At 70.6% G+C, this 17,359-nt stretch carries 19 protein-coding genes and 2 pseudogenes; 8 read left to right on the top strand and 13 right to left on the bottom strand.

The genetic code is table 11. The features are described from left to right. Positions 1-32: 32 nt before the first annotated feature. Positions 33-674, bottom strand: coding sequence for an RBBP9/YdeN family alpha/beta hydrolase (locus OG622_RS29455; RefSeq protein ID WP_371579642.1), 642 nt, complete (start codon positions 672-674; stop codon positions 33-35). Positions 675-907: 233 nt separating this feature from the next. Between OG622_RS29455 and OG622_RS29450 the strand changes: the two genes are divergently transcribed. From OG622_RS29450 to OG622_RS29440, 3 genes are all read left to right on the top strand, one after another. After that, positions 908-1,459 carry a YbaK/EbsC family protein gene (locus OG622_RS29450; RefSeq protein WP_371579641.1) on the top strand — a complete coding sequence of 184 codons (552 nt, stop codon included), beginning with the start codon at positions 908-910 and terminating at the stop codon, positions 1,457-1,459. Continuing rightward, positions 1,456-2,301 carry an EamA family transporter gene (locus OG622_RS29445; protein ID WP_371579640.1) on the top strand — a complete coding sequence of 282 codons (846 nt, stop codon included), beginning with the start codon at positions 1,456-1,458 and terminating at the stop codon, positions 2,299-2,301. Before OG622_RS29450 ends, OG622_RS29445 begins: the two co-directional genes overlap by 4 nt. 88 nt (positions 2,302-2,389) lie before the next feature. Beyond that, complete coding sequence (locus OG622_RS29440; protein WP_371579639.1) at positions 2,390-2,665, top strand: DUF1876 domain-containing protein; 276 nt, start codon at positions 2,390-2,392, stop codon at positions 2,663-2,665. 388 nt (positions 2,666-3,053) lie between these two features. Here the strand turns inward: OG622_RS29440 and OG622_RS29435 are convergent, their stop codons facing one another. From OG622_RS29435 to OG622_RS29410, 6 genes are all read right to left on the bottom strand, one after another. Further along, complete coding sequence (locus tag OG622_RS29435) at positions 3,054-4,226, bottom strand: serine hydrolase domain-containing protein (protein ID WP_371584256.1); 1,173 nt, start codon at positions 4,224-4,226, stop codon at positions 3,054-3,056. Between the two features lie 120 nt (positions 4,227-4,346). After that, positions 4,347-4,841, bottom strand: a complete 495-nt coding sequence (locus OG622_RS29430; RefSeq protein ID WP_371579638.1) for an organic hydroperoxide resistance protein — start codon at positions 4,839-4,841, stop codon at positions 4,347-4,349. Positions 4,842-5,013: 172 nt separating this feature from the next. Then, on the bottom strand, positions 5,014-5,487 hold the full coding sequence (locus OG622_RS29425; protein WP_371579637.1) for a MarR family winged helix-turn-helix transcriptional regulator: 474 nt from the start codon (positions 5,485-5,487) through the stop codon (positions 5,014-5,016). A gap of 124 nt (positions 5,488-5,611) precedes the next feature. Further along, positions 5,612-6,412 (bottom strand): energy-coupling factor ABC transporter ATP-binding protein, encoded by an 801-nt coding sequence (locus OG622_RS29420; protein ID WP_371579636.1) that lies wholly within the window; start codon positions 6,410-6,412, stop codon positions 5,612-5,614. After that, positions 6,400-7,161, bottom strand: a complete 762-nt coding sequence (gene cbiQ, locus OG622_RS29415) for a cobalt ECF transporter T component CbiQ (protein ID WP_371579635.1) — start codon at positions 7,159-7,161, stop codon at positions 6,400-6,402. The genes OG622_RS29420 and cbiQ overlap by 13 nt, the downstream gene beginning before the upstream one ends. Before the next feature lies 1 nt (position 7,162). After that, positions 7,163-8,263, bottom strand: coding sequence for an energy-coupling factor ABC transporter permease (locus OG622_RS29410; RefSeq protein ID WP_371579634.1), 1,101 nt, complete (start codon positions 8,261-8,263; stop codon positions 7,163-7,165). Positions 8,264-8,626: 363 nt separating this feature from the next. On the opposite strand from OG622_RS29410, the gene OG622_RS29405 reads away from it, so the two are divergent. The 3 genes and pseudogenes from OG622_RS29405 to OG622_RS29395 form a co-directional block, all read left to right on the top strand. Then, positions 8,627-8,971 carry an SsgA family sporulation/cell division regulator gene (locus OG622_RS29405; protein ID WP_371579633.1) on the top strand — a complete coding sequence of 115 codons (345 nt, stop codon included), beginning with the start codon at positions 8,627-8,629 and terminating at the stop codon, positions 8,969-8,971. A 77-nt stretch (positions 8,972-9,048) separates the two neighbouring features. Continuing rightward, on the top strand, positions 9,049-9,477 hold the full coding sequence (locus tag OG622_RS29400) for a phosphoglycerate mutase family protein (RefSeq protein ID WP_371579632.1): 429 nt from the start codon (positions 9,049-9,051) through the stop codon (positions 9,475-9,477). After that, positions 9,435-9,638, top strand: a pseudogene (locus OG622_RS29395) (histidine phosphatase family protein); the annotation flags it as partial. The gene OG622_RS29400 and the pseudogene OG622_RS29395, both read left to right, overlap by 43 nt. A 105-nt stretch (positions 9,639-9,743) precedes the next feature. Here the strand turns inward: OG622_RS29395 and OG622_RS29390 are convergent. Beyond that, complete coding sequence (locus tag OG622_RS29390) at positions 9,744-10,619, bottom strand: intradiol ring-cleavage dioxygenase (RefSeq protein ID WP_371579631.1); 876 nt, start codon at positions 10,617-10,619, stop codon at positions 9,744-9,746. A gap of 385 nt (positions 10,620-11,004) precedes the next feature. Here OG622_RS29390 and OG622_RS29385 point away from each other — a divergent pair, with 385 nt between their 5' ends. Beyond that, a complete protein-coding gene (locus OG622_RS29385; RefSeq protein ID WP_371579630.1) occupies positions 11,005-11,313 on the top strand; it encodes a hypothetical protein in 309 nt (102 codons plus the stop codon). Between the two features lie 20 nt (positions 11,314-11,333). On the opposite strand, the gene OG622_RS29380 is transcribed toward OG622_RS29385, so the two are convergent. Next, positions 11,334-11,765, bottom strand: a complete 432-nt coding sequence (locus OG622_RS29380; RefSeq protein WP_371579629.1) for a hypothetical protein — start codon at positions 11,763-11,765, stop codon at positions 11,334-11,336. A 154-nt stretch (positions 11,766-11,919) separates the two neighbouring features. Here OG622_RS29380 and OG622_RS29375 point away from each other — a divergent pair. Beyond that, positions 11,920-12,169, top strand: a pseudogene (locus OG622_RS29375) (hypothetical protein); the annotation flags it as partial. 32 nt (positions 12,170-12,201) lie between these two features. On the opposite strand, the gene OG622_RS29370 reads toward OG622_RS29375, so the two are convergent. From OG622_RS29370 to OG622_RS29355, 4 genes are all read right to left on the bottom strand, one after another. Then, positions 12,202-12,711, bottom strand: a complete 510-nt coding sequence (locus OG622_RS29370; RefSeq protein ID WP_371579628.1) for a DinB family protein — start codon at positions 12,709-12,711, stop codon at positions 12,202-12,204. 81 nt (positions 12,712-12,792) lie between these two features. Further along, entirely contained in the window at positions 12,793-13,881 is a 1,089-nt protein-coding gene (locus OG622_RS29365; RefSeq protein WP_371579627.1) for an epoxide hydrolase family protein, read from the bottom strand. A 183-nt stretch (positions 13,882-14,064) separates the two neighbouring features. Beyond that, complete coding sequence (locus tag OG622_RS29360) at positions 14,065-16,392, bottom strand: MMPL family transporter (RefSeq protein ID WP_371579626.1); 2,328 nt, start codon at positions 16,390-16,392, stop codon at positions 14,065-14,067. A 205-nt stretch (positions 16,393-16,597) separates the two neighbouring features. Beyond that, the gene (locus OG622_RS29355; RefSeq protein ID WP_371579625.1) at positions 16,598-17,197 is read right to left on the bottom strand and encodes a TetR/AcrR family transcriptional regulator; all 600 of its coding nucleotides are present in this window, start codon (positions 17,195-17,197) and stop codon (positions 16,598-16,600) included. Between the last annotated feature and the right edge of the window lie 162 nt (positions 17,198-17,359).

The raw sequence follows: 17,359 nt of genomic DNA, 5'->3' as shown, positions 1-17,359 counted from the left end.
AGCCCCGGGCCCGCGTCGGCCGGGTCACCTTGTCACGTACGGCCGTGGAGGGGGGCCTTCTCATACGTCTCGGGTGACGCCTCCAGGCACCAGTCGAACATCGACGGCCAGGAACCGTAGCCCGCGTCCAGGTCCAGGTGGGCCGCGCCCGGCAGCACGTCGGCGGGCAGGCCCAGCGGTTCGGCGTACCTGACGGCCGCGCCACCGGGGCAGTACGGATCGTTGTCGGTGCCGACGACCCGGGTGTACGAGGCGGCCAGGGCCAGCCGCGCGGGCGCCGGCGTCGGCGGGGCGAACTCGGCGACCTCCGGGTTCTCCAGGAGGACCTCAGGGGCGGGCGGGGCGACGAGCAGGACGCGGTCGACGGGGCCGGCCAGGACGTCGTCCCGCGCGACCGCGTGCAGCCACAGCAGGCAGGCCAGGCTGTGGCAGACCACCGTGATCCGCCGTCCCGCCAACTCCCCCAGCAGCGCGTCCAGTTCAGCCAGCCACCGCTCCAGGTCCGGGTCGTCCGCCTCCGGCAGCTGCGGGTACGCCACCTCGTGGCCCAGGTCGGTGAGCCGGTCGGCCAGCCAGTGCTGCCAGTGCGCGGCCGGGCGGTGGTTCTGCCAGCCGTGCAGGATCAGGAAGGCGCGGGGGTCGCCGGCGGGCGGGGTAGGCGGAGTCTCTGTCATCCCCTGATCGTCAGCGAAACGGATCTGCCGGTCCAGTGCCGTCTCTGTGGCTGGATGGGCTGTTCGCCCGCCGGGCGAGCGGGGCCCCGCTCGCCCGGATGAAAGGCAGGGGGCGCGGCCCTGCTTTCAGGGGCGCGGGGAACCGCGCGAGAAGCCCCACCGGGCCCGCACCCGACGAACAGCCTCGACAACCCGGTCGCATGGCCGGTACACGCACCGCTAGCGTGCCCGGCATGACCAACGTCACGCAGGACACCGAGGGCTCCGGAGCCCACCCCCGTTTCACCGAGGCGCTCACCGCGCTGGGTCTGGGCGAACTGCACACCCGGATCCGCCGGTTCCCGGAAGCCACACGGACCGCCGCGGAGGCGGCCGCCGCCCTCGGCTGCGAGCTGAGCGAGATCTGCAAGTCGTTGATCTTCGCGGCGGACGGCGTCCCGGTGCTGGTGCTCATGGACGGCGCGTCGAGGGTCGATCTGGAGCTGGTCCGGCGTGAACTCTGCGCCGCGAAGGTCACCCGGGCCCGCGCCGACGTCGTACGGGAGACGACCGGGTACGCGATCGGCGGGGTCCCGCCCTTCGGGCACCGAACGAGGACCCGCGTCCTGGCGGACCGCTCGCTCCTCGACCACGCGACGGTGTGGGCGGCGGCCGGCACCCCGTACACCGTCTTCCCCATGGACCCCAAGTCGCTGATCAGGCACGCGGGCGCCACCCTGGTGGACGTCCGGGAAGCCGCCGAAGGACGGGAAGCCGGCGAAGGCGTCCGCGAGCCGAAGGCGTGACGCCGGTCGTCACCGCGGCGGTGCTGCTCGCCGCGGTCACCCATGCCAGCTGGAACGCGATCGCCCACAAGATCACGGACAAGCTCGTCGGGTTCACGCTGATATCCGGCGGCGGGGCGCTGATCGGGTTCGTGATGGTGCCGTTCGTGCCGCTCCCGGAGGCCGGCGCGTGGCCGTACCTGATCGCCTCGACGGTCGTGCACCTCGTGTACTACGTGCTGCTGATGACCTCCTTCCGGCTGGGCGACTTCGGCCAGGCGTACCCCATCGCACGCGGCTCCGCGCCCCTCGTCGTCACCGTCCTCGCCGCGGTCTTCGCCCACGAGGTGCCGGACGGCTGGGCGGCGGCCGGCATCCTGCTGAGCTGCGCCGGGCTGACCGGGGTCGCGCTGTGGGGGCTGCGCGGCGACCGGCCGCACTGGGCGGCGATCGGGGCGGCGCTGGCCACGGGCCTGTCGATCGCCACGTACACGGTCGTGGACGGCCTCGGCGTACGGGCCTCCGGGTCCGCCCTGAGCTACATCGCGTGGCTGATGGCCCTGGAGGGGCTGGCGATCCCCGCGTACGCGGTCTGGCGGTGGCGCGGCGAGACGGTCGCCCTGCTCCGGCCGTTCGCCGTCGTGGGCCTGCTCGGCGCGGCGCTGTCCGTGGCGGCGTACGGGCTGGTCCTGTGGGCCCAGACGAAGGCCGAGTTGGCGCCCATCGCGGCCCTGCGGGAGTCGTCGATCATCGTGGGGGCGGCGATCGGGGCGGTGTTCTTCAAGGAACGGTTCGGGGCGCCGCGGCTCGTGGCGGCGGGGCTGCTGGTGGTGGGGATCGGGCTGATGTTGCGGGCCGGGTAGGCGGGACACGTCGATGTGTGCCGGGCCGGCCGTGCATCCCCGGGCGCGGAGGAGCACTCTGGAAAGAGCGGTTCCGGAGGTGATCGTCATGATGAAGACCGCAGTGGGATGGCACATCGAGCTGGAGTTCCAGGAAGACGACCAGCGCACACGGGCGGTGGCCCTCGTACGGCTCCCCGACGGGAACGAAGTACGCGCAAACGGCTACGCCAGCCGCCACCAGACCGACTCCAACCAGCCCCGGGTCGGCGAGGAGATAGCCGGGGCGAGGGCCCTGAACGAGCTCGCCATGAGGCTCCTCACCAAGGCCCACGACGAAATAGACGAGACATCGGGCCGAACGTCACACCCGATAGCTCTCTAAAGCTCTTCAGAAATCTCCCGAAATCTCCCGAAGCTCTCCGAGCGAAAGCGACCGACAACCACTGTGCCCACCCGCCCTCGCCACGAACGCGGCCGCGGGTGCCCGACAGGGCGAGGGCGCGGCCTCCCGTGCCCGGTACGGGTGGCTGCCGGTTGGCTGTTGCGTGTGGTGGGCGCAAACAGTGGACGCGTTGCCAAGTGGCAGTGGACCGTCAGCCAATGACATTGGCCGGATTTCCGCGCATCCTGGTGATCGCCGCCGCGGAGTGCGGCCGTCCGGAACACCGGGATCGGGCCAGGACACCAGCGGGGGAGCCCTGGGCCGGTCCGGCCGCTCACCCGTGACGGCCGCGCTTCGCGGTGAGCGTCGCGCGCCTCGTCACCCGAATCTAGACCAGCGCCTCCCGCACCGCCCTCACCAGCGCCTGTGCCCTCGGGTCCGCCGTCACCGTCTTGCGGTAGCCGTTCGTGACGTAGCCCAGGGCAATGCCCGATTCGGGGTCGGCGAAGCCCAGGGGGCCGCCTCGGCCGGGGTGGCCGAAGGAGCCGGCACCGAGCAGCGGGGAGGCGGTGCCGTGGAGCATGTAGCCGAGGCCGAAGCGGGTGTTGATGACGAGGACGCGGTCGGGGCCGGAGGATTCCTCGGCACGGGCCGCCTCCATGGTCGCCGGGCCGAACAGCCGTACGCCGTCGACCTCGCCGACGAGCGCCGCGTAGAAGCGGGCCAGGCCGTCCGCCGTGGCTATGCCGTTGGTCGCGGGGAGGGCGGAAGCCCGGTACGCGGGGTCGTTCTGGTCGGGGAACGGGGTGATCGCGGCGAAGGCGCGGCGGGTGAGGGAGGCCGGGTCGTCGTAGGCCTCGGTGACCGAGCGCTTCGCGCGCACCCGGAGGTTGCCCGTGGGCTCGGGCGCCGACTCCAGACGGCCCGCGCGGCCCACCCGCCCCGCCGCCGCCACCGCGTCCGGCAGTCCCAGCCACAGGTCCGAGTCCAGGCCCAGCGGGGCGGCGATGTCCGACGCGATCCACTCGCCGGTCCCCCGGCCGGTCACGCGCCGGACCAGTTCGTCGAGCATCCAGCCGTACGTCAGGGGGTGGTAGCCGTGGTCGGTGCCGGGCTCCCAGGCGGGGGTCTGCGCGGCCACGGCCGCCGGGCCCCGGCGCGGGTCCAGCGCCTCGGCGGGGGTGAGGGGTTGGTCGAGGACCGGGAGCCCGGCCTGATGGCTGAGGACCTGCCGCACCAGCACACGGTCCTTGCCCTGCGCCTTGAACTCCGGCCAGTACCGGCCCACCGGCGCGTCGAGGTCCAACTCCCCGCGCTCGGCCAGCATCAGCGGCACCGCGGCGGCGACGCCCTTCGTCGCCGAGCGCATGATCTGGGCGGTGCCGTGCTGCCAGGGCTCGTCGCCGTCGACGTCCCGGGTGCCGGCCCACAGGTCGACGACCTTGCGCCCGTGCCGGTACACGACGACCGCCGCGCCCCGCTCGCCGAGCGCCTCGAAGTTGCGTACGAACGCGGCCCTGACCGGCTCGAAGCCCTCGGCGACTGTGCCGTTCACGTCCACGTCGGCGCTCCCTGTCCGTTCACTCGCCACGACGACGGTGCAACGTACACGCACGGCCCGGGATTCCTCCGCCCGGGGCCGCCTCCGCGCCTGCGCACCTCCGCCCCCTCCAGGCCGTTCTCAGCCCAGCAGGATGGTGACCTCGATGTTGTCGCGGGTCGCGTTGGAGTACGGGCAGACCTGGTGGGCCGCGTCGACGAGTTTGGCCGCGATCTCCTGGTCGATGATCGGGAGGGAGACGCTGAGGGCGACGGCGAGGCCGTAGCCGCGCTGCTTGTTGGGGCCGATGCCGACCTTCGCGGCGACGGTGGAGCCGGTCAGGTCGTAACCGGCGCGGCGGCCGACGAGGACCAGCGCGTTGTGGAAGCAGGAGCTGTACCCGGCGGCGAACAACTGCTCGGGGTTGGTGCCGTTGCCGTCCCCGCCCATCGACGGCGGCATCGCGACCTTGAGGTCGATCTGGCCGTCCTGACTGGTGATGTAGCCGTCCCGGCCGCCGTGCGCGGTGGCCTCGGCGACGTACATGATCTTCGTCGGACGGGTGTCCGGACGAGCATCGGGACCGGCGCCGGGACCGGTATCGGAACGGGTCTCCACCGCGGCGTCGTCAGTCATTCCCTTGGCCTCCCCCAGGACGAGCGCGTGACCTCCCCAGGACAGGCGCGCACGAATACATCGTGCACAAGGTACCGGTCGGTACGAGAGAGCGGTTACCAGGGGGTAGTAACCACGGGTAACACAAGGTCACTGTCGGCCGGAGTTCGGCCGCCGGGTCGGCCCGGCCCGCTCAACGGCCCGCCGCCTTCGTCGCCCGTGCCGTCAGCTGCCACAGTTCCTCACGCAGCCGGGCCACCTCGGGGCCGTGCAGCCCGGTGGCGGAGGCTAGGGTGCCGGGGACGGCCGCCGCGCGGTCGCGGAGCTGCTCGCCGCGCCCGGTGAGCGCGATCCGCACCGAACGCTCGTCCCGCAGCGACCGCTCCCGGCGCAGCAGGCCGGCCGACTCCAGCCGCTTCAGCAGCGGCGAGACCGTGCCGTAGTCGAGCCGCAGGGCGCCCGCCAGTTCCTTGACGGTGGTCTCGCCGCGCTCCCAGAGCGAGAGCATGACCAGGTACTGCGGGTAGGTGAGGCCGAGTTCGTCGAGCAGCGGACGGTACGCGGCGGTGACCGCGCGCTGGGCCGCGTACAGCGCGAAGCACAGCTGCTCGTCGAGGAGCAGCGAACCGTGCCGTTCGGGTTCCTCATGATTCGTCACGGGCCCCATTGTCACGGATGTCCGCGTGGCCCTGCCGGGGGACCTTGTTCGCCCGCGGGTGGGCGGGGAACCGCGCGACCGGCCCCCACCGGACCGGACCCCCATCCGCACCAGCACCCGCACCCGCACCCGGTCATCGACGAGACGCGACCGAGCCCGGGTCGAACCCAAACGGAAGTTCGAGGCGATGGGCCCGCATCAACTCGTCGTCGACCAGCAGCTCCCCGGTCGGACCGTCCGCCGCGATGACCCCCTCGCTGAGGATCAGCGCGCGCGGGCACAGTTCGAGGGCGTACGGCAGGTCGTGCGTGACCATGAGGACGGTGACGTCCAACGACCGCAGGATGTCGGCGAGTTCGCGGCGCGAGGCGGGGTCGAGATTGGAGGACGGCTCGTCGAGGACGAGGATCTCGGGCTCCATCGCGAGGACGGTGGCGACGGCCACCCGGCGCCGCTGCCCGAAGGAGAGGTGGTGCGGTGGCCGTTCCTTGAACTCCGCCATGCCGACCTGTTCGAGGGCCCGGTCCACCCGGGCCTCCAGCTCGGCGCCCTTCATCCCCGCCGCGGCGGGCCCGAAGGCCACGTCCTCCCGCACGGTCGGCATGAACAGCTGGTCGTCGGGGTCCTGGAAGACGATGCCGACCTTCCGCCGGATCTCGGCCATGTGCCGCTTGCCGACAGGCATCCCGGCGACGGTCACCGTGCCGGCGCCCCCGGTGAGGATGCCGTTCAGGTGCAGGACGAGAGTCGTCTTGCCGGCCCCGTTCGGCCCGAGCAGCGCGACCCTCTCCCCTCGCCCGACGGTGAGGTCGACGCCGAAGAGGGCCTGATGGCCGTCGGGGTAGGCGAAGGCGAGCCCTGCGACTTCGAGGGACGGGGGCACGAGGCCTTCGGACGGGGGCGCGAGGCTTTCGGACGCGGTCAAAGGCTCCATCCCAGCAGACAGACGACGAGGGCCGCGCCCGGAAGCGCGAATGCGTACGACCACTGTGCCCGGGACGCGGTCACTTCGTCGATGACGGGCATGGTGCCCGCGTACCCCCGGCTGATCATGGCCAGATGGACCCGCTCGCCACGCTCGTAGGAGCGGATGAACAGGGCCCCGGCCGTTTTGGCGAGCACTCCCCAGTGCCGGACGCCGCTCGCCTCGAACCCTCGTGACTCGCGCGCGATCCGCATCCGCCGCATCTCATCGGTGATCACGTCCCCGTAGCGGATCATGAAGGACGCGATCTGGACGAGCAGCGGCGGCAGTCTGAGGCGCTGGAGTCCGAGGAGGAGTTCGCGGAGTTCGGTGGTGGACGCGAGGAGGACGGAGGCGGCGACGCCCAGTGTCCCCTTGGCGAGGACGTTCCAGGCGCCCCACAGCCCGCTGACGCTCAGCGACATGCCGAGGACCTCGACGCGCTCGCCCTGCGCCACGAACGGCATCAGCACGGCGAACGCGACGAACGGGATCTCGATCAGCAGCCGCCGGAGCAGGAAACCGGCGGGTACGCGGGCCGTGTACGCGACCACGCCGAGCAACGCGGCGTACAGCCCGAACGCCCACATCGCCTCCCGCGGCGTCGACACCACGACGACCACGAAGGCGAAGACGGCCGCGAGTTTGGTGTGCGGCGGCAGGGCGTGCACGGGCGAGTGCGCGTGCCGGTAGAGCTTGTGGGCGTGGCCGGCGCCCATGTCAGGCGTTCTCGGGCACGGAGGTGGGGGACGTGGGGTCGCCCTCGCCGGTCCGCCGCCTGCGTACGGCCCAGAAGATGCCCGTACCCGCGACGACCGTCACGCCGACCCCGATCACGCCCGCGAGACCGCCTGAGAGCCGGGCGTCGGTGAGGCCCTCGACACCGTAGTCGGCGAGCGGGGAGTCGGCGGCGGCGTGGTCCTCGGCCTTGGCGTCGATGCCCTTGTCGGCGGCGACCTTCTCCAGACCGTCGGGGCTGGCGGACGCGTAGAAGCTGACGACACCGGCGAGGAGGAGGGAGGTGCCGAGGCCGGCGAGGAGAAGCCTGCGGGTGGAGCGGGCGGCGACCGGGGCGGGCGTCGGCTCGGCGGCGGGCGCGTCGACCAGCTCGCCGTTGACACGCAGCTTCAGCGGGGCGGTCAGGCCCCGGGCGCCGTGTACGAGATCGGGGCGTACGGCGATGACGGCGCCGACCGTGGCGGCGGTGATCGCGGCCTCACCGATGCCGATGAGGACGTGGACGCCGACCATGGCGGTGAGGACCGAGCCGATCGGCACGTCCGTGGTGCCGCCGATCGCGTAGACGAGCGTGAAGGCGGCGGCCGCGGCGGGCACGGAGATCAGTGCGGCGACGAAGGCGGAGACGGTGACCGAGCGGCGCTTCCTGGGCAGCACCTTCACGAGCCCGCGGAAGACGGCGTAGGCGACGACGGAGGTGACGACCGCCATGACGGTGATGTTCACACCGAGGGCGGTGAGGCCGCCGTCGGCGAAGAGGATGCCCTGCATCAGCAGCACCACGGACACGCACAGGATCCCGGTGAAGGGGCCGACGAGTATCGCGGCCAGGGCGCCTCCGAGCAGATGTCCGCTGGTCCCGGCCGCGACCGGGAAGTTCAGCATCTGCACGGCGAAGATGAACGCGGCGACGAGCCCGGCGAGTGGCGCCGTCCGCTCTCCCCCACGCTCGGCTTCGCTCGCGCGGGAGGTGCCCCCCTGCTCACGCCGGGCGCCGCGGAGGCTCACGGCGACCGCACCGGCGGCGACGACTCCGGCGACCGTCGAGACGGGGGCGTTGATGAATCCGTCGGGGACGTGCATACGAGGGCTCGCTCTCCTGTGTACGGGGGCCGGGCACCGGGTGCGGACACACTGGCGGGCAACGGGCGGTCTGCGGATGGCTGGAGTGGCTGGAACCTTACGATGATAGAGCCCTATTGCGAGTCTCTTGCAAGAGCGATGAGGGATTGATTAGCGAACGGCTCGCCGAACGCGGGGACGGACACCCCTCGCACCCGTCACCGCCCCGCGTGCTCGCAGCGGCCTTCCGGCGCTCTCGCGGGGCTTGCGGGGGCTTGCGGAGGCTTGCGGGGGGCGCGGGGCGGAAAATATGCGACATTGGAGGGGCAGTGGACAGCGGATTGACAGTTTCTGCTTGTGTCACTCAGCGTGAGGAGCAGCCCGATGTCTGTCACCGTCGAGCAGTACGCTCGGGCCCATGTCGTCACGGACTCCCCCGAGGACCGGGACACCGTGCCGGTCGTCCTGCGCTACGACCCCGACGCCGACGCCACCGCCGTCCGCGTACGCCTCCCCGGCTCCGACGAGTGGACCTTCCCCCGCGACCTCCTCGAACGAGGCCTGCGCACCCCCACCAGCTCCGGTCCCGTGAGCATCTGGCCCTGCGGCCGCGTCCAGGCCGTCATGGAGTTCCACTCCGCCCAGGAGGTGGCGGTGCTGCAGTTCGACACGAAGGCCCTGATCCGCTTCCTGCGGCGGACGTACACGGCTGTGCCGGTCGCGCACTGACGACGGGGGTCGGGGGGTAGGGATGGCGGCGTGGAGCCGGGGGGCGCTGACGAGCCTGGGGACGCATGACAGCGCCGATGGACGACACCGATATCGACACCGACACCGCGATCACGACCGCGCCGGCGCCCGGTGAGGGGATCGCGCCGCCGTACACGCTCGCCTCGTTGTGGGTGATCCGGCACGGCCAGAGCACCGCGAACGCCGCGTCCGCCGAGGCCGAGCGGACGGGGTCGGCCGTGCCGTTGCCGGGCCGGGGCGCGGACGTTCCCCTGTCCGACCTGGGCCGTGCGCAGGCCGGGGCGCTGGGCGGGTGGCTGGCCGGGATCGCCGGCGACCAGGGGCCGGAGCTGGTGGTCTGTTCGCCGTACGTACGGGCCCGGCAGACCTGGGAGTCGATGGCCGGCATCCGCGCGTGGCCCCGCCTCCGCTGCTCGTCGACGAGCGGCTGCGGGACCGGGAGATGGGGATCTTCGAGATGCATCCGCCGGGTGGGGAGGCGCTGACCGATGTGGTGCTGCGGGTACGGGACTTCGTCGACGAGCTGGACCGGGCCGCCCCCGGCCGGCGGGTGCTGCTGATCGCCCATGACGCGATCGCCGTCGCCGTACGCCTCGTGTGCGCGGGTCTCGGCACGACGTCCCCCGACCGGCTGCCACCCGTCCCCAACGCCTCGGTCTCGCAATGGGAGAGCGACGGGGGACGGCTGCGGCAGGCGCGGTGGGGACACGGCGCACCTCGGCTGATACGGGGGCTCCGGTGCTCTTCCGGGTCACACCGGGACGGTGAGGGTGGCCGTGTAGCCCTTGTCGGTGCTGCCCTTGAGGGTGGCGAGCTGCTGGTCGTAGCCGTCACTGAAGATCATGTCGCTCTCCAGGGAGAGCTGGCTGAGGTTCTGCACGCTCTGGCTGTACCCGTCCGTCGCGTACACGGTGTCGCAGACGTCCTTGGGGAACGCGAGCTGCGAGGTGGCGGCGATGTCCTGGGCGGCGGTGGCGTCGTCCAGGCTGCCGTACACCTCGAAGTGGATGTGCGGCCAGCGGCCCGTGTAGCAGGCGGGGAAGATCGACGTGAAGGTGACCTGGCCCTTGTCGTCGGTCTCCTGGACGCCTCGCAGGTAGTTCTCCTCGGTGACACCGTCGGAGTAGAGGGAGTACCTGCCCTCCCGGTCGCAGTGCCACAGGTAGACGGCGGCGCCCTCCTTCGGGGTGTCGCAGCCGGAGGCCTGGTCGACGACCGTCAGCGTGATCGTCAGCGGGATGCCTTCGGCGACACCACTGGACGAGCCGAAGCTCTTCGTGATGTCGCGCCGGACGACACCACTCTCCTTGAGGACGTTCGGGCCGTTCGAGCCGTCACCGGGGTACGGGCCGGCCGTCTCGGTCGGGATGACCTCGCAGTCCGAGCCGGAGGTGCCGGACGAGGACGAACCTGAGGATGACGAGTCCGCTGCGGCGCTGCTGCCGGAGTCGTCCGTGGAACACGCCGCCACCAGCGGGACCATGCTCGCGCCGGCCAGCAGTCTGATCATGCGGCGGCGGGCGAACACGGGGAGGTCGTGGGAGAGCCCTCTGTCGAACTCGTCGTCGTGGTGGTGGTCGTGCCCGTGGCTGTGGCCGCTGCTGCCGCTGTTGCTCGCTGTGCTCATGATGCCGAACCGCGCTTTCCGAATGTTCCCGTCATGGAATGCCCGGATGCTATGAGCGGTAGCTGTGTGATTCCCAGGTGTCTGCCATGGGCACCTTGTCAGGCGCCTCGGCCCGCCGTCACCGTACGGCCGACAGCACCACGAGTGTCGAGAACCAGAAACGACCCGTCTGAGTCGGCTCAGGTCAACAGCGCAGACCCGTGCACCCGCGCGGGTCAGAGCAGCATCAAGAAGCGCTTCCTCCCGGGCGTGAACGCCCGGGGTTCCGCGCCAGATCCCGCTGAAGGGCCTCGAAGCCCGCGATCCCAACACCGCGACGATCTTCGTAGAACTGACATCTCAGGGGCTGGGAGAAACCTCGGCCGCCGCTACCTGGAGGGACCTCATGACCGACCTCTCGTTCTTCACGTCGCCGATCTCCGAGGAAATCCGGGCGGAGGGCAGGGCGCAGGGCGTCGCACAGGGCCTCGCACAGGGGGTCGCACAGGGCGTGGCCAAGGGGCTGGCCGAGGCAAAGATCGAGGACGTCCTCCTGCTCCTCGACCATCGCGACGTGCACGTGTCCGACGCCGATCGCGACCACATCGCGTCCTGCCACGACCTCGACACCCTCAACCGCTGGTTCACCCGCGCGATCACGGCCACCTCCGTCACCGAGGTGTTCGACGATGACGTGCCCGACGCCAGGGAGTGACCCGGTCCCGGTCCCGGTGGTCAACGGCCGCGTCGGCGGCGGCGCTCCTTGATCAGGCGTACGGCCGAGCTCAGAACGATGAGGAATCCGGCGAGGAACGCGCTCTGGACCCAGTCGAAGGGCGGGTTCCTCAGTCGGCCGACGAGCCAGAAGAGCACCGTGTAGACGGCCCAGTGGCTGAGCCAGACCATGCCTTCGAACCACACGGGCCTTGCGTTGCCCTGGACGGGTGGCGCGGGAAGGTCCCGGCGGAAGCCTCCGTTTTGCGCGTAGTGGGCCTGGCGGCGGCGTTCGAGGCGGCAGCCGAGCCAGACGAACAGGCCTCCGCACAGACCGATCGAAACCGCCTGGAGCAGTCGCACCGGATCATGAAACGCGGCCAGGGCCCACACGGTCAGGCCTCCCCACAGTGCGCCGAAGACCACTCCGGCCCTCACCGGATGCCGGGCCACGAACACCTGCGCCTTCGGGGGCGGTTGCGCACCACCGAGACTCCGGTCGAATCTCAGAAATGCCTGCCACAGTCTCTCCGATAACCTTGCCACCGGCTCCTCCCCCGCTCCGCCCCGCCTGTCAGCAGTTGTCACCGCGTGATCAGCTTGGACCGTGGAGACCGTCATCGCCAGTGGCACAGCCGTACTCGGTACGCTCCTCGGCTCGGGGCTGACGCTCGCATTCCAGCAGCGCACCACCGACCGGAGCCGCGAGTTCGCCCGCCGGGAAAAGCTTCGCCAGGAGCGCCTCGACGCCTACTCCGTGTACGCCGGCGCACTGATCAACTACCGCCGCTACCTCGTTCAACTGTGGTTCTGTGAGCACGAAGCCGCCGCCGGAAGACCCCGGCACCGTCCGCGTCGTCCAACGGGTGCCCCGACGGCACCTGGCCCCTCACGCCCCGACCGTCCCGTCCACCCCTTCCCGCAGGAAGTCCGCGTGGCCGTTGTGCCGGCCGTACTCCAGCAGGACGTGGATCATGACCATCCGCAGCGAGACCTCCTCGCCCCAGCGCGGCTGGTAACCGGCCAGGTCCAGGGTCTCCGCCTCCCGTTCGATACGCCGCGAGGTCTCCACCTCCGCCTCCCACGCCCCGAACGCCTCCGCCCGCGTCGATGCGCTCGCGTCGTACGCCGCCTGGAAGTCGATCTCCTTCGACCACACCATCGGGGCGTCGTGGTCCTCGAAGGCCCGGCGGAACCAGGCGCGTTCCACCTCCGCCATGTGCCGCACGAGGCCCAACAGCGAGAGCGTCGACGGGGGCATCGACCGGCTGCGCAACTCCTCGTCCGTGAGGCCCTCGCACTTCATGGCGAGGGTCGCGCGGTGGTAGTCGAGGAAGGCTCGGAGCGTGTCTCGTTCGGAGCCGAGCAGGGGCGGGCCTATGCGGCTGTCGTCGGTCACTGGTCATGCCCTCGCAATCGGGGAATCCAGCCGTCGGAGAACCCGATGGCTGGAGAATCGAGTGGTCAAAGAATCGAGTGGTCAAAGAATTCTGTCGAAGAAGGTGCGGATATCCGTCGCCAGTGCCACCGGCTCGTCCATCGCCACGAAGTGGCTCCCCGGGTTCGACTCCGGCCAGTGCACGATCCGATTGTCCCGTTCGGCGAGGCGGCGGATCGCGGGCGGGCCGCAGTAGACGCCCGTCGGGACGTGCTGCTGCCCCTGCGGCCACACGAACTCTCGGCGGCTGTACATGAACCAGGACGACGTGCCGGAGGTGCCCGTCAGCCAGTAGAGCGTGACGTTCGTGAGGAACAGGTCGCGGTCGTAGTCGCGGATGAGGAAGTCCTCGAACTTCTGCATCATCCAGGTGAGTTGGGCGACCGGGGAGTCGTTCCAGGCGTACGCGAAGGTCTGCGGGGCGAAGCGGAGGAGGGTGTGGTGGTCGACGCCGCCGTTCGACCACTGCTTGATCATCTCGTAGTGGGCCCGCTCCGCCTCGGTGAGTTCGGGGACGTCCGCCTCCGTGGGGAAGCCGAAGCCGCCGTTGATGTGGACGCCGATGGCGTGCTCGGGGGCCGTACGCGCCACCGCCGGGGCCAGATACGCGCCCAGGTCGCCGCCCTGGGTGCCGTAGCGGTCGTAGCCGAGGCGGCGCATCAGCTCGGCCCACATACGGGCCACGTCGTCGATACCGAAGCCCACCTCCCTCGGCCCCTCGGAGAAGGCGAAGCCGGGGACGGACGGGGCCACGACATGGAACCCGCGTTCGGTCAGGGGGCCGATCAGACGCGTGAACTCGACCACCGAGTTGGGCCAGCCGTGGGAGAGGAGGAGGGGGACGGCGCCGGGCCGGGGCGAGCGTACGTGGAGGAAGTGCACGTCCAGGCCATCGATCTCGGTCATGAACTGGGGGAACTCGTTGAGGCGGCGTTCCTGGGCTCGCCAGTCGTACTTCGTGCGCCAGTACTCGGCCAGCTCCCGCACCGCCGCCACCGGCACCCCCCGGTCGAAACCGTCACCGGGCAGCTGCTTCGGCCAGCGCGTACGCGCCAACCGCTCCTCCAGGTCGTCCAGTTCGGTCTGAGGAATGTCGATACGGAAGGGACGGATCTCGGTGCCGGCAGCCATGGTCGGTCGCTCCAGTTCCGGTGGGGTGAACGCGTACGACCACGTTAGGAACCGTATGGGTCAGGACGTGTCCCACATGCTGGAGACCCGGAAACGCAGAAGCCGGTGAGGGCGCCCGTCCCCACGGGCCCTCACCGGCGGTCCTGCGCGGCTGCCGATCCCACTCGGCAGCCGTCCGTCGCGTCAGGCGCGGACCAGTTCCCTGTCCTCGTCGTCCTCGGCCGAGTTCTTCGCGGCGTCGTCGTGCGCCCGCAGGCCCTCACCCTCGACGTCGACGTTCGGCAGCGCGCGGTCGAGCCACTTCGGCAGCCACCAGGCCTTGTCGCCCAGGAGGGCGAGGACGGCCGGGACGATGGCCATGCGGACGACGAACGCGTCGAAGAAGACGGCGATGGCGAGGCCGAAGCCGATCATCTTGATCATCGACTCGCCGGAGCCGATGAAGCCGGCGAAGACGGCCATCATGATCGCCGCGGCGGCCGCGACCACCCGGCCGCTGTACCTGAAGCCGGTCACCACGGCCTGGTTCGGGTTCTCGCCGTGGACGTACGCCTCACGTATGCGGGTCACGAGGAACACCTCGTAGTCCATCGCCAGGCCGAAGACCACACCCACCATGAAGATCGGCATCATCGACATGATCGGGCCGGTCTCCTCGACGCCGATGAGTCCCGCCAGCCAGCCCCACTGGAAGACCGCGACCACGGCGCCGAGCGCGGCCAGCACGCTGAGCAGGAAGCCGAGGGCCGCCTTCAGCGGAACCAGGATCGACCGGAAGATCACGATCAGCAGGAGGAAGGCGAGCCCCACCACCAGCGCCAGGTACGGGAGCAGCGCGTCGGTGAGCTTCTGCGAGAAGTCGATGTTCATCGCCGTGGCGCCGGTGACCAGCACCTCCGCGTCCGTGTCCGCCGTCACGCCGGCGCCCGCGTCACGGATGGAGTGCACCAGGTCCTCGGTCTGCGTCGAGGACGGCTTGGACTTCGGGATCACCGTGATCATCGCCGTGTCGCCGGCCTTGTTGAACGTCGCCGGGGTCACCGTCACGACGTCCTGGAGATTCTTGATCTCGTCGGTCACCGCGGTGGCGGCCTTCTGCGGGGACGCGCTGTCCTTGGCGTCGACGACAACCATCAGGGGACCGTTGAAACCGGGTCCGAAGCCTTCGGACAGCAGGTCGTACGCCCGGCGCTGCGTGGTGGACGTCGCCTGCGAACCGTCGTCGGGCAGGCCCAGTTCGAGCTGGGTGGCCGGGAGCGCGATCGCGCCCAGTCCGACCACGCCGAGCAGCAGCACGGCGACCGGACGACGGACGACGAAGCTCGCCCAGCGGGTGCCCATGCCGGGCTTCACCGCGCCGGCTTCCTTGGCAGGGTTATGCGTGGAGTCCTTCGTGAAGCCCTTCGTGGAGTCCTTCGTGAAGCTCTGCGCTGAGCCCGTCGTGGAGTTCTCCGTGGAGCCCTTCGCCTTGCCGCGTCCGAGCAGCTTGCCCTTCTCTCCGGCCGGCCGGACCTTGCGGCCCGCGTAGCCGAGCAGCGCCGGGACCATGGTGAGGGCGATGAGGACCGCGATGACGACCGTGCCCGCAGCCGCGAGACCCATCTTGGTCAGCATCGGGACGTTGACGACCGCGAGGCCGGCCAGCGCGATCACGACCGTGAGCCCCGCGAAGACCACCGCCGAGCCGGCGGTGCCGACGGCCCGGCCGACCGCTTCGTCGCGTTCCCGGCCCTCGGCCAGTTCGGACCGGTAGCGGGAGACGATGAAGAGCGCGTAGTCGATACCGACCGCGAGACCGATCATCAGGGCGAGGGTGGAGGTGGTGTCGCCGAGGTCGAGCGCGTCGGCGAGGGCGGTGATGGTGGAGACGCCGATGCCGACGCCGATGATCGCCGTCAGCAGTGGCAGCCCGGCCGCGACGAGCGAGCCCAGGGTGACGACGAGGACGACCGCGGCGAGGGCGAGACCGATGATCTCGCCGGTGGCCGCCGTCTCGGGCTCGGCCTGCAGGGCGTCACCGCCCATCTCGACGGTCAGCCCGGCGTCCTGCGCCTTGTGCGCGGCGGTCTCCAGAGCCTCCTTGGAGGAGTCCGTCAGCTCCATGCCCGGGACCTTGTACGTCACCGAGGCGTAGGCGACCGTCCCGTCCCTGCTGACCGCCTTGGTGGTGAACGGGTCGCTGACGGAGACGACCTCGGAGCCGTCGCCCAGTTCCTTGACGGTCTTCTCGACAGTCGCCTTGTTCGCGGCATCGGCCATCTTCTCGCCTTCCGGCGCCTTGAAGACGACCCGGGCGGTGCCGCCGTCGGCGCTCATGCCGGGATAGCGCTGTTCAAGCAGGTCGAAGGCCTTCTGGGCCTCGGTCCCGGGGATGGAGAAGGAGGACGAGCCCGCGGCGGGCGCGGAGGCGGCGGCGACGCCCGCGAGCGTCAGCAGTGCCACCCAGATCAGGGCTACGAAGTGTCGTCGCCGGAAGGCGAGTCGACCCAGTTTGTAAAGGAATGTGGCCACGGGGGTGGTACTCCCGTTCAGGTCGTGGACGTGCGGAGGGCAGGCAGGACGGATCAGCCCGTGCCGCGGGGAGGGTGAGGGCAGGGCGAGGCAAGGCAGGGGTGATCAGCCCGACGACATGAGCGGGTGGCGTCAGGTGGGACTCAGCCGCGCGTCAGGCGGCTGTCGGCACCGGGGGGATGTGGTGTCGGTGGTGTCGGTGGTGTCAGTCGATCGGTACGCCGAAGGCGGGGAGGACCACGGCGTCGATGTACGAGACGAGGAAGGCCTGGGTCGGCGGCAGCTCTTCGAGCAGCGTCCGGGTGACGAAGGCACCGAGCATCATGTGCATCACGAACTCGAGCGCGGGGTTGTCCGGCCGGACCTCACCGCGGTCGATCGCGCGCTGCAGCACCCGCTGGAACTCCGCCATCTCCGGTTCGACGAGGAACTCACGGAACGCCGCGAGCAGTTCGGGGTTGGTGTGCACCGCCATGGCCAGGCCACGCATCAGCGCGGAGTTCTGCTCCATGGCGCAGTCGTCCTCGCGCCGGACCAGGGCGTGGAAGTCGCCGCGCAGGGATCCGGTGTCGACATCGGTCCCGGACATCGATTTGTCCTGCCGGATCGCCTTCGCGACCAGCTCGGCCTTGCCGCCCCACTGGCGGTAGAGGGTGGCCTTGCTGGACCGGGTGCGGGTGGCCACGGCGTCCATGGTGAGGGCGTCGTAGCCGACCTCCCGGAGCAGGTCGAGGACGGCGGCGTACAGCTCGGCCTCACGCTCGGGCGTGATCCGACTGCGGCGCACTGTCGCGGTCTCAGTCATCCCACTCCCCTTTACCCGGGTTGCACGTTCGAGAACGACAAGGCTACCGGCCGTACGGCATGGCACGGGCCGGACACCCCGCTTCTCGAACGAAACGGTTTCGTACGCTTACGAAGGTACACCGAAAGTCGAAGAAAACGAAACGGTTTCGTTCGTGTTCTG

It is taken from the genome of Streptomyces sp. NBC_01314 (assembly GCF_041435215.1).
Lineage (GTDB): Bacteria > Actinomycetota > Actinomycetes > Streptomycetales > Streptomycetaceae > Streptomyces.
Note: the sequence above shows the minus strand (reverse complement) of the source record. Positions and strands in the feature narration are given on the sequence as shown.

What these genes read in the sequence shown, in the direction of transcription:
- OG622_RS29455 (WP_371579642.1), bottom strand. Translation starts at nt 674, where the DNA reads ATGACAGAGACTCCGCCTACCCCGCCCGCCGGCGACCCCCGCGCCTTC.
- OG622_RS29450 (WP_371579641.1), top strand. Translation starts at nt 908, where the DNA reads ATGACCAACGTCACGCAGGACACCGAGGGCTCCGGAGCCCACCCCCGT.
- OG622_RS29440 (WP_371579639.1), top strand. Translation starts at nt 2,390, where the DNA reads ATGATGAAGACCGCAGTGGGATGGCACATCGAGCTGGAGTTCCAGGAA.
- OG622_RS29430 (WP_371579638.1), bottom strand. Translation starts at nt 4,841, where the DNA reads ATGACTGACGACGCCGCGGTGGAGACCCGTTCCGATACCGGTCCCGGC.
- OG622_RS29425 (WP_371579637.1), bottom strand. Translation starts at nt 5,487, where the DNA reads ATGGGGCCCGTGACGAATCATGAGGAACCCGAACGGCACGGTTCGCTG.
- OG622_RS29420 (WP_371579636.1), bottom strand. Translation starts at nt 6,412, where the DNA reads ATGGAGCCTTTGACCGCGTCCGAAAGCCTCGCGCCCCCGTCCGAAGGC.
- cbiQ (WP_371579635.1), bottom strand. Translation starts at nt 7,161, where the DNA reads ATGGGCGCCGGCCACGCCCACAAGCTCTACCGGCACGCGCACTCGCCC.
- OG622_RS29410 (WP_371579634.1), bottom strand. Translation starts at nt 8,263, where the DNA reads ATGCACGTCCCCGACGGATTCATCAACGCCCCCGTCTCGACGGTCGCC.
- OG622_RS29405 (WP_371579633.1), top strand. Translation starts at nt 8,627, where the DNA reads ATGTCTGTCACCGTCGAGCAGTACGCTCGGGCCCATGTCGTCACGGAC.
- OG622_RS29400 (WP_371579632.1), top strand. Translation starts at nt 9,049, where the DNA reads ATGGACGACACCGATATCGACACCGACACCGCGATCACGACCGCGCCG.
- OG622_RS29390 (WP_371579631.1), bottom strand. Translation starts at nt 10,619, where the DNA reads ATGAGCACAGCGAGCAACAGCGGCAGCAGCGGCCACAGCCACGGGCAC.
- OG622_RS29385 (WP_371579630.1), top strand. Translation starts at nt 11,005, where the DNA reads ATGACCGACCTCTCGTTCTTCACGTCGCCGATCTCCGAGGAAATCCGG.
- OG622_RS29365 (WP_371579627.1), bottom strand. Translation starts at nt 13,881, where the DNA reads ATGGCTGCCGGCACCGAGATCCGTCCCTTCCGTATCGACATTCCTCAG.
- OG622_RS29355 (WP_371579625.1), bottom strand. Translation starts at nt 17,197, where the DNA reads ATGACTGAGACCGCGACAGTGCGCCGCAGTCGGATCACGCCCGAGCGT.